The organism is Rhizobacter sp. P5_A1, from assembly GCF_056400745.1.
In genome coordinates this window covers 1-14964 of record NZ_JBFUKR010000028.1, presented here as the reverse complement: position 1 = coordinate 14964, position 14964 = coordinate 1, and the positions used below count along the sequence as shown (strand labels likewise).

12 protein-coding genes are annotated in these 14964 nt (G+C 69.0%); all 12 read right to left on the bottom strand.

Annotated features, from left to right (window positions below):
- Positions 1-6: 6 nt before the first annotated feature.
- Positions 7-528, bottom strand: coding sequence for a hypothetical protein (locus AC1DTW_RS23110; protein WP_477983744.1), 522 nt, complete (start codon positions 526-528; stop codon positions 7-9).
- 50 nt (positions 529-578) lie between these two features.
- Positions 579-1247, bottom strand: coding sequence for a hypothetical protein (locus AC1DTW_RS23105; RefSeq protein WP_477983743.1), 669 nt, complete (start codon positions 1245-1247; stop codon positions 579-581).
- 7 nt (positions 1248-1254) lie between these two features.
- Positions 1255-1842, bottom strand: a complete 588-nt coding sequence (locus AC1DTW_RS23100; RefSeq protein ID WP_477983742.1) for an OmpA family protein — start codon at positions 1840-1842, stop codon at positions 1255-1257.
- A gap of 42 nt (positions 1843-1884) precedes the next feature.
- Positions 1885-2685, bottom strand: coding sequence for a PP2C family protein-serine/threonine phosphatase (locus AC1DTW_RS23095; protein WP_477983741.1), 801 nt, complete (start codon positions 2683-2685; stop codon positions 1885-1887).
- Positions 2682-4355, bottom strand: coding sequence for a type VI secretion system-associated FHA domain protein TagH (tagH, locus tag AC1DTW_RS23090; protein ID WP_477983740.1), 1674 nt, complete (start codon positions 4353-4355; stop codon positions 2682-2684). Before tagH ends, AC1DTW_RS23095 begins: the two co-directional genes overlap by 4 nt.
- A gap of 104 nt (positions 4356-4459) precedes the next feature.
- The gene (locus tag AC1DTW_RS23085) at positions 4460-4855 is read right to left on the bottom strand and encodes a DUF4150 domain-containing protein (protein WP_477983739.1); all 396 of its coding nucleotides are present in this window, start codon (positions 4853-4855) and stop codon (positions 4460-4462) included.
- 15 nt (positions 4856-4870) lie between these two features.
- Positions 4871-5509, bottom strand: a complete 639-nt coding sequence (locus AC1DTW_RS23080) for a DUF3540 domain-containing protein (RefSeq protein WP_477983738.1) — start codon at positions 5507-5509, stop codon at positions 4871-4873.
- Positions 5510-5529: 20 nt separating this feature from the next.
- Entirely contained in the window at positions 5530-6597 is a 1068-nt protein-coding gene (locus tag AC1DTW_RS23075; protein WP_477983737.1) for a pentapeptide repeat-containing protein, read from the bottom strand.
- Positions 6594-9206 (bottom strand): DUF2169 family type VI secretion system accessory protein, encoded by a 2613-nt coding sequence (locus AC1DTW_RS23070; protein WP_477983736.1) that lies wholly within the window; start codon positions 9204-9206, stop codon positions 6594-6596. Before AC1DTW_RS23070 ends, AC1DTW_RS23075 begins: the two co-directional genes overlap by 4 nt.
- Before the next feature lie 5 nt (positions 9207-9211).
- Positions 9212-11998 (bottom strand): type VI secretion system Vgr family protein, encoded by a 2787-nt coding sequence (locus tag AC1DTW_RS23065; RefSeq protein ID WP_477983735.1) that lies wholly within the window; start codon positions 11996-11998, stop codon positions 9212-9214.
- Between the two features lie 106 nt (positions 11999-12104).
- On the bottom strand, positions 12105-14786 hold the full coding sequence (gene tssH, locus AC1DTW_RS23060) for a type VI secretion system ATPase TssH (protein WP_477983734.1): 2682 nt from the start codon (positions 14784-14786) through the stop codon (positions 12105-12107).
- A partial coding sequence (locus AC1DTW_RS23055) for a hypothetical protein (RefSeq protein WP_477983733.1) occupies positions 14779-14964 on the bottom strand: 186 nt, incomplete at its 5' end. The genes tssH and AC1DTW_RS23055, both read right to left, overlap by 8 nt.

The following is a 14964-nucleotide window of genomic DNA, read 5'->3' as shown; positions in this document are numbered from 1 at the left end:
CCCAACTCACATCCTCGGGCTGGCGGTCTGGTAGATCCGTCGCGCCTTCAGAATGACGTCGCCTGTTCGTGGCGGGAAGCGGATCATCATCAGGTTGCCTTGGGTGCTGACGAAGACCTGGTCAGCGGTGACCTGGTAGGCGCGTTCGCCCAGGCCTTGCAGTGGATCGACCGCGCCTGGGGGTCCGGCACCCTGGGCCAGCCCGGCGGCAGAGCCCAGGGCTTGCGTGTCGCCACCGCCCCAGTCGACCTCCAGTTCGGCATAAGGGACCGGGCCCGCGGCCGACGAGTAGATGCACTCGGTCGAGGCCGGCGGCCGGTCGTTTCCGCCGGCTGTGGCAAGCACCGCGCCACCCAGAATCGCCGACATCTCGGTCGGCGTCACCAGCTCGCAGGCGCTGGCGCGCTTCCTGGAGACAGGCGTCGCGGTCGTTGCCTTATCTTCCGGCGTAGCGCCCTCCTTGGAGCAGCCGCCGCTGAGCAGAGCGCTGAGGCAAAGAGCGAGCAGAGCTATCGGCTCGGTACGCATGGCGTTCTCCAGTTTGGAAGTAGTGTTGAGGGCGCGCCCGGTCAAGCTCTTTACTGCAGCCGCTTGGCCGCCACCCGGCCCAGATCCTCGAACGCCTTCAGCGCCGCGCCGCGATCGCGGCGCGGCAACTCGCCCGATCCGAGTGAAATCGCATGGTTGCCGCGGCGCAGCTCCATCAACGCGCCATCGCCGAGGATGCCGCGCTTGGGGTCGGCCGTTTCCACGAAGGCAGCCGCGTCGACGCCCAGACTCGCGAAGGATTCGATGCGCACGTTCTTCAGCGATTGCGGCTTGAAGGGATCGGTGACCCCCTGAGCCATACCGAGCGCTTCCTCCCGGGCGTTGGTCTCGGCGCTGGTGTAGGACTCCTGCGCCGCCAGCACGACCACGTTGTTCGGTCCTTTCCAGCCGCACTCGGTGATGCCGTATTCCTCCAGCCGCCGGCTGCGCTCGCCCGCCTTGGCGCCGGGGAAGACCTTCTGCACATCGGCCAGCGACAAGATCGCGCACGGGTCGCCGGCGGGCAGCTTCTTCGGCGCCGGCTGGCCGCCGGTGACCGCGCGAATCCCTTTCGCGAGCTGCATCGCGGCCTTCTGCGCCTCGCTGTTGCTGACGGACTGTGCGTTCGCCAAGCCCACGCCCGCGGCGGCCAGCAAGCTCAGTAATGCGCGTGTTGCGCGGTTCGTGGTGGTGTGCATGCAGGGCTCCTCGAAGTTCATTGCGTGGTCATTGCGTGATGGTGACGATCGTCACGCGGCGGTTCTCGGCCGCGGCGATGTCCTTGGTGTTCAACACCTCGGCGTCGCCCTTGCCGACGGCACGCAGGCGTGACTCCGCGAGGCCGTGCGTCGCGACCAGGTAGTTGCGCACGCTCTCGGCGCGCTGCTGCGACAGCGTCTTGTTGCCTTCGGCGCTGCCGCGCGGGTCGGCATGGCCCTCGACATCGAAGCCGAAGTCTTTCAGCCGGTCGTTCTTCAACGCCGCGGCGACGACGTCGAGCTGCTCCTTCGAGCGCGCCGTCAGCGCGGCCGAGTTGGTCTCGAAGGTGATCAGCAGCGAGGCGCTGGGCTTCTTGCGCGGCGCGAGCACCGCGGCCACCGCCGAATCGGGCGAGACCTTCAGGCTGCGCGTCACGACGGGTTCATTCGTCGGTGCCGGCGTCAGCGCGTCCAGCACGTTGGCCTCGGTGACCGCCTTGCCGCGCAGCAGCTTGGTGTCGACGGGTTGCGCCGCGGCAGGGGCCGCGAGCGCGGCGCAGAGCATGAGACCGGCGAACGCGGCGCCGGACGGGATCGATCGCTTCATGAGGTGCATGGTCTTCTCCTGAGCAGTGAGTGGGTGCGTGGCCGCGGCGCTTCACGGCGCCCCGAAGCGTGTGATCTCGGCCGGGTTGCCGACCCAGACCGCGATCGCGCTGAAGTTGTCCTGGCTCGGTTGCTGGCGCTGCCGCACCAGCTGCTCCATCGCCGCGAGCCACGCGTCGGCGGTCGCGGCACGGGCCAGCGTGGCCTCGATGTCGGCCGCGGCCAGCGGCTCGTACCAGCCGTCGGAACACAGCAGGAACGCATCGCCATCGTGCAGCGCGAGCGCGCCGTCGCCGAGATGCGGCTCGATCGGCTCGTCGGAGCCGAGCGCGGCGATCAGCTGGTGGCGGCTCGGGTGCTCGCCGGCCTGCTCCGGCGTCAGCAGCCCGGCATCGACCATGCGCTGCACCGCGCTGTCGTCACGCGTCACGCGGTCGACCCGGCCGCGGCGCAGCAGGTAGAGCCGCGAATCGCCGACATGCGACCAGAGCGCGTGACGATGGTCCGCGTCGATCCACAGCAGCACCAGCGTCGCGTGCATGCGCTGGCGGTCGCGCAGGCCTTCCTGCTCGCGGTTCAGCGCTTCGTGCGCGTCCTGCACGATCTGGCCGAGCGCATGCGGCTGCAGCGCCTCGTGCGCGGCGCGTGTCTGAAGCGCGCCGGCCGCGACGCGAACGACCAGCTCGGAGGCGAGCGCGCCGTCGCGATGGCCGCCGGCGCCGTCGGCCAGCACCGCGTACCAGCCCGACGCGATTGCGCCATGGGTCAGGCAATCCTCGTTGCGGCTGCGCGCGCCGACCTCGCTGCGGCTGGCGATCACGACCTCGTGCATGGCGACGTCCGGCGCGCTCATTCGGGCGACGCACGCGGCAGGCGATCGAGCTCGTCTTCGTAGGCCGCGACGAAGGCCTTGCCGAACAGCGTGTGGAAGTCGTCGTGCGCGTCGCTGCGGATCGATTCGAAGTGCTGCAGGTACAGATCCCACAGCCTGGCCTTGCGATTCATCGGCAGCAGGCTGTCGAGCATGCTGCGGGCCGACAGCTTGGCTTCGAGCGAGCGCGGCGCGAAGCGCTCGAGCACGCCCGCGAGCGCCGCGCGCATGCCGGCCATCGTGCCGATGCTGTGACCGACCAGGTCGTGCATCGCGTCCTGCATCGCCGCGGGCCCGGCCATGAAGCCGCGCAGCGGCGGCTGCAGCAGCTGCTGCGCCGCGAGCTGTGCATCGGGTGCGAACTTCAGCGGGTTGTTGTTGCGGCTGCGGATCGTTGTGACCTGCGCGCGCAGTTCCTGCTTGGTCGTCGCGCGCACGCTCATCAGCCGCAAGCTGCCGTCGATGGCCTCGCGCAGCACCTGGCCGATGAGCTGCATCTGCTGCGGCGTCAGGCCTTGCTGCAGGTCCATGCGGATGCCGACGCCTTCGCAGAACGCGGACCAGAGCGGGTCGGTGCCGGTCATCGGTGCTGCGGAGGGCGGCACGGAGGGCGGCATGCGCGGCGGCGGATCCGGCAGCGCGCGCGGCGGTGGAAGCGGCGGCTGCGCCGGGTCGGGCGGCGCCACGTCCGGCAACACGCGCGGCGGGGTGTACGCACCCGCGAGCTCGGCCGTGTGGTTGAACGCCGCCGGGATCCCGGCGCCGTGCGCGCCCGGCGTGCCCTCGCCGGTCGAGAACATCGCCAGCGGATCGGTGTTGCGATCGATGCCGAAGCCCGCGCTGCCGTCGGGCGCCGTCGCGGTCGCGCCGCCCATGAACGCCGCGAGCGGGTCGGTGGCGCTGGACAGGCCGAACGCGTCGTCGAGGCTCGGGCCCGACGCCGAACCGGCGCCGATCGATCCGAGCAGATCCGGCGCCGACGCGAACGGTGCCGCTGCGACCGCAGCCGGTGCGGGCGCGGCCATGATGTCGGCGAACGGATCGAAGTCGTCGGGGAGTTTCAAGGCGGCCGCCGCGCCGGGGCGCTCGACGGCGATCGGCCGCGGTGCGGCGTCGCGGCTCGGTGCATCGAGGAACGCGAACGGGTCGACCGCGCCGCTGCCCGACGAACCCGGCATCAGCAGATCGGCGAACGGGTTGCTGTCGGTCGCGACGGGCGCCGGCGCGCGTGGCCGCTCGTCGATCGGCAGGGCGATCGGGGACGAGATCGGCGCCGCGACTTCGATGCGCGTCGCGGCCGGCCGCGGCTTCGTGATCGTGCGGGCCTCGTCATCGTCAGAGAGCTGCACGCCGAGCACGTAGCCGCCGATCTGCAGCTCGTCGCGATCGGCGAGTGGCGCGCGTTCACCCGGTGCGAGTGCGCGCCCGTTCAGCACGATCGGGTTCGCGGTGCCGGCATTGCGGATCAGGTAGCCGCCGGCCTCGACCACGACCTGCGCCTGCAGCCGCGAGATGTGGCGCTCGGGATCGGGCAGCGCGATCGTGTTGTCGTCGGCGCGCCCGATCGTGCCCCCGGCCGCGCCGAAGCTGCCGGTGAGCGCTTCGCTGAGCGGACGGTTGTCGAGCGTGAGGGCGCGGATGACGAGGTTCATGAGGCGAAGCGACCGGAGCCATGCGCAGAGGAGTCGCGCCTTGACGTTATCGGTCAGCGCCCCGGGCGCGGCAATCGACCAAAGTCACATGGCGACGATCGCGCTCAGGGCGCGAGCAGCAGCAGCAGAACCTGGCTCGGCACGATGCGCGCCCCCGGGCAGTTGGTGCTGTTCTGCAGCGACATGCTGGTCAGCCGCGTCGCCGGCATGCCGTTGATCAGCACCGTGAACGCGCCGGTCAGGTGGCGCGACGGGCCCATCACCGTGCCGGAGGCGACGCCCATCGAGACCCCCGCGTTGTCGCCGTTGGTCATCGGGATTGAGGTTGCCATGTTGTGCGCTGGCGCACCCATGATCAGCACCGTCGGAACATTCGGGATCGCCATCGGGCCCATCGCGATGTTCGGATACGGGATCGGCACCGGCCCGACCGGCGATGGGGTGAGGCAGACATCGGGGAACCCCATGTCGGTGCCCATCATCTGGCAGTTGGCAAACATGCGGTGTCTCCGGCCCTAGCCCATGTGGATCTGCGGCGCGCGTGCCTTCACGAGGCGCTCGCCCTCGATCAGCACATGCTCGGCGTGAAGGGTGGCGAGCCCCTGCGCGCGCAGGTCGAGCGTGCCGGCGCGCACCGTGTCGCTGCCTTCGGTGAAGCGCTGGTGCGTCTTCGCCGCCAGCGTGACGTTGCCGACGACCGCGGCGATGCTGCTGCCGGTCCAGCGAAGTGCGCCGACGACCGCCTGCCAGCAGGCGCCGACCGCCTCCGCGGTGTCGAACAGCAGCCGAGCCTGGCGCGTCTTGATCTGCAGCGCGTCCGACTCGAGGCGCAGATCGTCCGCGACGATGCGCAGAAAGCCGCCTCCCGCGCACAGGGTGGTGTCGGCTGGCAATTGCAAGGTCGGCGCAGCACTGCCTGCACGTTCGAGCAGCTGCGTGATCCAGCGTGTGCCATCGGCGTCGCCATGGTCCGCGCACCACCATACGAGGTCGCCCGCCGCTGGCAGAAGCAGGCACGATGCGGCCACGCGCATCGAGAACGTGCGCCCGCCGTATTGCGCGATCGCCGAGTGTCCCTCCGCGGCGACCACGGTGGCGACCCCTTGCATCGCCTCGAGTTCCAACAAGCTCTGCACATCGACTCGAGCGTTCATCGAATGTTCTCCTTCGTTGTTCATATCGGCTGCGGCCACAGCTCGGCGCGCGCCAGCGCCACGTCGGTGCCGAGCGCATCGACCAAGTTCGGCATGCGCGAGGTCGATACCTCGGCACGGTGCAGCTTGGTCTGCGTCACGCGGCTGCCCTGCATGTCGCACTGCATGAGTCGCGCCCGCGAGAAATCGGCGTAGGTGAGTTCGGCATCGCGCAGGCTGCACTGCTCGAGCATGGCGTCGGCGAAATGGGTTTGATAGAGGTCAGCGGCGTCGAAGCGGCAGCGTCGCAGCGCCGCCTCGCTGAACAATGCCTGACGCAGCCGCGCCGACGCGAACTCGCAGCCGACCGCACGCACCTTCGCGAAGATGCAGCGTTCGGCATCGGCGCCGACGAAGATGACTCGCTCCAGTTCACTGTTCTGGAAGTTGCATCGGCGGATCGACGCGCGCGTGAAGTCGGCGCCGGCGAGCGTGCTTTCGGTGAACTGGCAACCTTGCAGCGCCTGGCCGGCAAAGCTGCGGCCGCTCAGATCGATGCGGTGGAACACCACCGAGTCAAAGCTGCAGCCGGCGGTATCGGCGTCGACAAGATCGAGAGCCGACAACGTTGCCTGATGGAATCGGATATCGCGGAGCAGCGCGCCCTTCAGCGAGCAGTCGATCAGCGTGACGCGATCCAGCAGCGCCCCGCTCAGGTCGGCCTGGTCGAGCCGCGTGCGATGCACTGCTGCGAGGTTGAAGTCCGCGGCGGCGAAGTTCGCATTCGCGGCCGAACACTCGAGCAGCTTGGCCGCATGCCATGACGACGCGGCAGCGCGCAGGCCCGACAGGTCGCAGCGGCTGAAGACGGCGCCGCGCAGCTGTGCGCCTTCCAGCGAAGCGCCCGACAGGTCGCATTGGTCGAAGAACGCTTCCCGCAGGTCCGCGTGACCAAGATCGGAGTGCGCGAGCCGCACCTGGCTGAAGATCGCGCCGCGCAGCGGTGCGCGCGCCAGCCGGATGCCGCCGAGATCGCGGCCGGCGATCGGCTCGCCAAAATGCGCGAGCACCACGACCTGCTCGGGGCGCAAGGTGTCCGGAGCACTCATGCTGTCGACCCGGCGGCTTCCGGCCGGCGCTTCGGATGAATCTTCACGCGCTCGGCCAGCACGTGTTGCAGCCCGGTCGCCTGGTCCAGATGCGCCTGCGACAGGTCGCTGCCGAACAGGTTGGACGCGCTCAGATCGGCACCGCGCAGGTCGACCTTCTGCGCCACCGCGTCCTTCCAGTTCGACGCCACGGCGCGGGCGCGCTGCAACCGGGTGCGGATCAGCAGCGCCTGACGCAGGCTGGCCCCGCTCAGGTCGGCGCCGGTCAGGTCGGCCTCTGACAGATCGGCGCCGTCGAGGCGCGCACCGGTGAATATCGCGTTGGCGAGGCGCGCGCCACGCAGGTTCGCTTGTGCAAGATCGGCCTTCGGGAACTTGCCTTCGCTCAGATCGCACTGCTGCGCGAACACTGCCTGTGTCAGCTGCGCGCCGCTCCATACCGCGCCGACAGCCGAGCACTTGAGGAAGTTCGCGCTGGCCAGCCGCGCACCCACGAAACGCGCGCCGTCGAGCTTGCATTCGAGGAAATTGCAGGACGACAGGTCGGCAGCTTCGGCGACCAGGCCGCACAGGTCGATCTGGTGGAACAGTACACCGGCGGCGCGCGCCCCACGCCAGTCGCAGGCGCCGAACACGGTGCCAAGCAACTGCACGCCGATCAGTTGCGTCGCGTGGAACGACGCGCCATCGAGCGTTGCGTTGGAGAGGATCGCGCCGGTCAGGTCGGCTTCATCAAAGCTTGCGCCGGCCATCCTCGTTGCGCCGAGGTTCGAGCCTGGCAGTCGCGCCTTGCTGAAGTCGGCACCGGCCAGCGTTGCATGTGCGAGCACTGCGTGCGAGAGGTTCGCACCGCACAGGCGTGTGTCTGTCAGGTTGCTGCCCTCCAGATGTGCACCCTGAAGGTCGGCGCCACGCAGGTCGAGCCCCGACAGGTCGGCACCCGTGAGGTCGAGATGGGCGAGACTCTCGCCCGCGGCGAATGCCCGCGCAACGAGCGCCTTCAGCGTCGCCGCGCTCTCCAGTGGCAAAGGATCGGCAGGCGCCTGAAGATGGGCCGATGCGGCATACGCCATCTTCAGCGCGACTTCTGCTTCGATGAGCTTTGGTGCGATCGCCAGCAGCTCCTTCGCGCCGGCCGCGATATCAGGCCGTTCCGTCAGCGTACCGATCAACGCGCGCAACTCGCTTGCCGCCTTGAAGCGCGGCGGCCCCTTGGTTTGCAGAGCTGCCGGATCGATGCCATGCGCTTTCGCGGTCTCGTGGGCGCGTGCGACATCGACCGCCGCAGCGGCCATGGCTTGCTTCGTCTCGTCGGCAGCCCGCACGAGCATTCGCTCGACGTGCGCCGGCAGCTCACTCAAGGTCGGCACGGGTTCGCGCGGCGGCATGCGAACGCCGAGTGCGTCCGGATCGAGGCCCAGCTCGCGCGTGCGCTGGCGCGCCTGCTCGACCTTGGCCTCGGCGCCGCGGTACTGTGCCTCGCCGAGAAAGCCTTCGATCTTGTAGTCGGCCTCGATGGCCGCCATGTCCGGATCGATGTTGTCGATGCCCTGCGGCGTCAGGTCGGAGTCGAGCAGGCCGTAGAGGGCCCCCATCTGCGGATCCTCGCGGCGCTGCAGCACCTGGCGATAGTGAGCGTCGCTGCGGGGTTCGCCGACGCGCTCGACCGCGCCCATCAGGATTGCGACGTCCGCGGCGTCGTCTTCCGTGATGTCGGCGAGCCCCTGGAACAGCAGGACGCCACGCTCGACATGCGGAAAGAACCAAAGCGTCGTGAGGGCGAGCGGCACGTCGCGCAGCTTGCCCTTCTGCGGGCCGCTGCCGTACTGGACGAAAGCGCGGCAGCGCAGGCCGGGCAAGCAACCGCCGACTTTTGACTGTGTTGGGTGCAGGTGATCGAACTCGAAGCGCTCGTCGCCGACCAGCGCCCGCGAGAACCACTGGTCGGGTGGCGCGAGGTTGAAGTGACTCCAGTGCAGATCGGGCGGGAAGGCGGGCGCATGCTCCTGCAGCCAGTGTTCATCGTAGGTGCCGCGGTGCCGAGCGCGCGTCGCCCACATCGGATCGAGGCGACCGAAGCCCGCGGGAATCACTTCCTGGTCGGGAAGCGTCAGCGGTGCCTGCGCGTATTCGACGTTGGGCAGCGACCGGGGGGCATCGGACGGCGCCGGCATGCGGCCCTTGCCGACCGGGTTGGCCGGATAGTCCGGGCCGCCGTAGGCCAGGAACCAGTCCAGCGGCATCTGCTCGAAGGGCCGCGCCACGCTCGCATTGCGGCCGTTCCAGACCCGATCGCCGTGCACCACCAGTGTCTTGGTGCGGTCGCCGACACGCGCGCGCACCGCACAGGCCGCCGCCGGCTTCTCGGGCGGATGCGCGACCCCGTGCACGAGATACTCGGGCGTCGTCTTCAGCACGCCCTCGTCGATCAGCGGCTCGACCATCTCCTGCGCCAGGAAGCGCCACATCGAGGCCTCGGTCCAGAGCGCGAACGGCGCCTGCGCGCGGAACGGGAAGTAAAGCGCGGCCGAGATGCTCAGGCCGAGCTTGCCGCGGAACTGGATCGGGCGGGAGCCGAGGCCGATGCACATCGGTTTGTGAACTTGCATTGTGATCAAGCCCCGCTGAGCGGTCCCGGCTTCATGGGACCCGGCGGCTTCGCGCTTGGGGGCGATGACGCGGCACCGGCGGGACCGGTCGGCGATCGCGCCGCCTCGAACGTGGCTGCGTCGCTCTCCGCCTTGGCCGAGGTGGCGGCCGCGTCGGCTTGTGCGCCCTGCGCCATCGTTTCGGCAGCCGTCTTGGTCTGCGCCTTCAGCGCGGCCTGACGTTTCTCCATCGCGGCATCCGACTGCTCCGGATGACTGGCCTCGAACTGCTGGGTTCCAAGGCTGAGTGCGCTCGCCGGCATCGCCAGAAAAGCACCCAGCAAGGTCTGCGCGTTCGATTGACCGCTTTCTTCCTGGGCCGTCTTCAAGAACGCGGCGGCGTCCGCGCTCGCTCCCTCGAGATTTCGCTGAGCGGCGAGGAGGCCGGCGAAGCCCCCCACAGCGGCAGCAAATGCTCCGCCTGCGCTTCCTCCGCCACCACCGCCACCGCCGCCACCGCCGCCGGCGATGATCTTCATCGCGCTTTGCGCGACATCCATCGTCTTCTGCTGCAGCCCGACCGGTCCCATCTCGAGCGTCGGGCCGGCCATCATGTCGACGGTGACGGCCACGCCCACGTTCATGCAAGCGGCGATCGTTGTGTTGATCGATGCACCGATCGAGGTCTTCAGCGCAATCGCCATCTCGAGCTCGTTCTTCATGCCGATGAAGGTATTGCGCGCGCCGGCGATCATCGTGCTGGTGGCCGCGCCGATGTAGGTGCCGGTGTTCGGGCCGAGAAAGGTGTCGTTGGCCTGGTTCACGATGCGGTTGAACTGATTGGCCTTGAACAGGATGTTGCCCGGCGTTTCGTAGCCGAAGCTCGCCGCCTTGCCGATGTACGCGCCGCCGGTCTGGGAGAAGACATCGCCAGCCACTGTTTCGGCGACGTTGCCCATCACGCCGATCTTGAGCCCGCCGTTGTGAATCTCGGTGGTGTTGCCGGTGACCATGCGCGTCACCGGCCCGGTGACGAACAGGCTCTCGGGCCCGGTGATCGACGTGATGCGACCGGTGTTGATCGTGTTCTGGTCCAGCCCTGCACCGACCGTGTACTTGCGCCCGCCGGTGATGTGGACGCTTTCGCCCTTCGCGTTGATCGTCACGCTGCGCCCGCCCTTGTCGACGATCAGCGTGTCCTTGTTGCCGATCGTCGCCTTGCGATCGTTCTTGACCTGCTCCGAGAGGTCGTGCCCGACGCTGTTCGACTGGTCCGCCTCGACCGAGGTCGACATGTTCTTCTCGGCGTGCAGGTTCAGCGCCTCCGCGCCCTTCTTGTCCTCGAACTGGATCATGTTGGCGTTGGCGACCACGCCGTCTTTCGTCGAGCGCGACAGGAAGCCGCTCTGGGTCGCGTTGTCGGGCAGCTTGAACGGCGGCAGCGTCTCGCCGTTGTAGACGCTGCCGGTGATGATGGGTTGGTCGGGGTCGCCTTCGAGAAAGTCGACGATCACCTCCTGGCCGACGCGCGGGATGAAGATCGCGCCGAAGTTCTTGCCGGCCCAGACCTGCGCGACGCGCACCATGCACGAGCTCTTCTCGTCCTTCTTGCCCAGGCGATCCCAGTGGAACTGCACACGCACGCGGCCGAACTTGTCGGTGTGGATCTCGTCGCCCTGCTTGCCGACGACGAACGCGGTCTGCGGCCCCTGCACGAAGGGCTTGCGGGTCGCGCGCTTGGGTCTGAACTGCTGCGCCGCGGGCAGCGCGCTGAACTCGCACTGCAGGCCGCTGGCGTCGCTGCGGCCGGCCTGGCCGGCATCGGAGCTGCCGTTGTTCGCCTGCAGGTTGGTCGAGGTGACGAGGTACTCGGCGTTCTGGTCGGCGCGCGGATGGCGCTTGAGCTTGAACGTGAAGCCGACGCGCAGGCCTTGCGCGTTGGTCGAGCCGTTGAACACCTCGAAGCGCGACTGCACTTCGTCGCGCCGGTTCTCGAGCGTCTGCGCGCCGTCCGGCGGCTTGGTGAAGAGGCCGGGGTAGTCGAAGGCCTCGGCGTCGGAGAGGTCGTGCCCGCGCTGCTGCTCGCCGCGCGTCAACAGCCGGCTGCTCGGGTTCTCGAAGTCGTAGTCGGTGATTGCGAATTTGCCCGGCTGCACCGAGCGCGACATGGCCCAGCGGCTGACGAAGTCGAGATCCGGCGGCGCCTGGCCGCCGGGCACGAAGAACGGCAGTTCCGCGGCGCCGTCGGGCTGCGGATCGTGCACGCTGGCAGAGTCGAGCAGCAGCAGCTGGTGCTTGCCGTCGCTGTGCTCGAAGCGGTAGTAGATGCCTTCATGCTCGAGCAGCCGGCTGACGAAATTGAAGTCGCTCTCGCGGTACTGCACGCAGTAGTCCCATTCGCGGTACTCGCGAAAGAGCTTGAGGTCGTGCACTGCGATGCGATGGTCGTCGAACACCGTCTTGACGATGTCGGGCACCTTCATGTTCTGGAAGATGCGGCAATCGGTCGTGCGCGTCAGGAACCACAGCCACGGCCGCACGACCGCCTGGTAGCGGTGGAAGCGGCCGCTCGCGCCGGTCTGCGAGAAGCGCGTGACGAAGCCGTTGAGAAAGCGCTTGCCGTCGTCGCGCAGTTCGAGCTCGAAGGTCACGGGCTGGCCGAGGATCTTGTCGGCGTCGAGGTCGCTGCGCGGGCTCAGCAGCGACGCGCTGATCTCGGTCAGCGTGCTCAGGCCCTCGGTGCAGCTCATCGATTCGAGCAGCAAGTCGCTGGCCGGGAACGCGGCAGTCTTGATCCGGAACGGCTGGGGCATGGGGCGATGAAAGCGGGGGCTACCGACACGTCGACCGTAGAGAGCCGGCCACTCGCCGGCAAGCGACCAAAGTCATGTCGCCGCCCCGCCTCTCGATCGAATCCCCTCAATCGAACCCGTACGAGAACTCCGTGTTCTCGACGCCGAGCGCCACGCGCTTGATCGCCTGCCCGCCGGACAAGCGCGTCAGGTACTCGTGGCTGATCTTCGGCAGCACCGTGTTGGTCAGGATCGCGTCGATCACGCGGCCGCCGCTCTCGACCTCGTTGCAGCGGCTCGCGACCAGATCGACAACCGCCTCGTCGAAGCTGAACGGCACGCCGTGGTTCGCCTCGATGCGCTGGCCGATGCGGCCGAGCTGCAGCCGGATGATCGCGCGCAGCATCGCGGCGCTCAGCGGGTAGTACGGGATCGTCACGATGCGCCCGAGCAGCGCGGCCGGAAAGACCTGCAGCAGCGGTTCGCGCAGCGCCTTCGCGACGGCCTGCGCATCCGGCAGCCGCGCCGGGTCGCGGCACAGCTGCATGATCACGTCGGTGCCGGCGTTCGAGGTCAGCAGGATGATGGTGTTCTTGAAGTCGATGTAGCGGCCTTCGCCGTCTTCCATCCAGCCCTTGTCGAAGACCTGGAAGAAGAGTTCGTGCACATCGGGGTGGGCCTTCTCGACCTCGTCGAGCAGCACCACGCTGTAGGGGCGGCGCCGCACCGCCTCGGTCAGCACGCCGCCCTCGCCGTAGCCCACGTAGCCGGGCGGCGCACCCTTCAGCGTCGAGACGGTGTGCGCTTCCTGGTATTCGCTCATGTTGATCGTGATCACGTTCTGCTCGCCGCCGTAGAGCGATTCGGCGAGCGCCAGCGCGGTCTCGGTCTTGCCGACCCCCGAGCTGCCGCACAGCATGAACACGCCGATCGGCTTGTTCGGGTTGTCGAGCCTGGCGCGCGAGGTCTGGATGCGCCGCGCGATCATCTCGAGCGCGTGGCGTTGGCCGATCACGCGCTGGTCGAGCGTGTCGGCCAGGCGCAGCACCGATTCGACCTCGTTCTTCACCATGCGGCCGACCGGGATGCCGGTCCAGTCCTGCACGACGCTGCCGACGGCCTGCGCATCGACCACCGGCAGCACCAGCGGCGTGTCGCCCTGCAGCGCGCGCAGGCGCTGCTGCAGGCCCTGCAGTTCCTCGAGCAGGGCCTCGCGCGCAGACGGGCCGTCGGGCACGCAGGCTTCTTCCGGCGACGCATCGACGGCCTTGAACCCGGCGCGCAGCTCGGCGCGGATCGCGAGCACGCGATCGACGACTGCCTTCTCGTCGGCGAAGCGCGCCTCGAGCGCACCGAGGCGGTCGCGCGCGGTCGCGAGCGCGGCGTCGACGCGTCGCTTGCGATCGCCGATCGCGATGCCGACGGTCTCTTCGCGCTCGGCGATCTCGCGCTCGATCGTCAGCGCCTCGATGCGGTGTTGCGTGTCTTCGAGCTCGGGCGGCGTCGCATGCTGGCTCACGGCGACGCGGGCGCAGGCGGTGTCGAGCAGGCTCACGGCCTTGTCGGGCAGCTGGCGTGCCGGGATGTAGCGGTGCGAGAGCCTCACCGCGGCCTCGATCGCCTCGTCGAGCAGCTGCACGCGATGGTGCGTTTCGAGCACGCTCGCGACGCCGCGCAGCATCAGCACCGCCTTCTCTTCACTCGGCTCGGCGATCTGCACGACCTGGAAGCGGCGCGTCAACGCCGGGTCTTTCTCGAAGTACTTCTTGTACTCGGCCCAGGTCGTCGCGGCGATCGTGCGCAGTTTGCCGCGCGCGAGCGCCGGCTTCAGCAGGTTCGCGGCATCGCCGGTGCCCGCGGCGCCGCCCGCGCCGATCAGCGTGTGCGCCTCGTCGATGAACAGGATGATCGGCTTCGCGCTCGCCTGGACCTCGTCGATCACCTGCCGCAGCCGGTTCTCGAACTCACCCTTCATGCTCGCGCCGGCCTGCAGCAGCCCGATGTCGAGCATGTACAGCGACACCTCCTTCAGCTGCGGCGGCACATCGCCGCGCGCCAGGCGCAGCGCGAAGCCCTCGACGACTGCCGTCTTGCCGACACCGGCCTCGCCGGTCAGGATCGGGTTGTTCTGGCGCCGGCGCATCAGGATGTCGACGATCTGGCGGATCTCTTCATCGCGGCCCGCGACCGGGTCGATCTCGCCGTTGCGCGCGCGCGCGGTCAGGTCGACCGCGAAGCGCTTCAGCGCCTCCTGCTTGCCGAGCGCGGCCGGCGCGATCGCCGCGCTGGCCTCGCCGGGCGATGCGTCGCCGCGCGTCGCAGCCTGACCGGCCTCGGGCGAACCGGCGAGCAGCGCCGCGAAGTCGTCGGTGAGCTCGTCGAGCCGGATGCGCTCGAACTGCTTCGAGATGCTCGTCAGCGCATGGCGCAAGGATTGCGTCTTCAGCAGGCCGATCAGCAGGTAGCCGGTGCGAACCCGGTCGTCGCCAAACATCAGCGAGCCGTAGACCCAGCCGCGCTCGACCGCGTTCTCGACATAGGTCGACAGGTCGGTCACCGACGACGCGCCGCGCGGCAGCCGGTCGAGCGCCTGCTGCAGATCGGCGGCGAGCACCGAGGTGTCGAGCCTGCAGTGCGCAACGATGCGGTGCAGGTCGCTGTCCTGCGCCTGCAGGATCTGCGCGATCCAGTGCTGCAGCTCGACATACGGGTTGCCGCGCAGCTTGCAGAGCACGGTCGCGCCTTCGATCGCCTTGTAGGCGAGCGCATCGAGCTTGCCGAACAGGGCACTGCGGCTGATTTCAGACATGGTGGGGCTCCGGCATGGGGCGTGTGGCTCGCGCATGCGGCGCGCGCAGCACGGCTTCGGGATCGAGGACGAGGTCGTCGCGGTCGCGCGTCGGGGCGCCGCGCCGTGTCGCGAGCCAGGTGCTGAGGCCGAGCCGCGTCGCGGGCTCGCCGGCGCGCGGGTCGCGCCGCACCAGCCG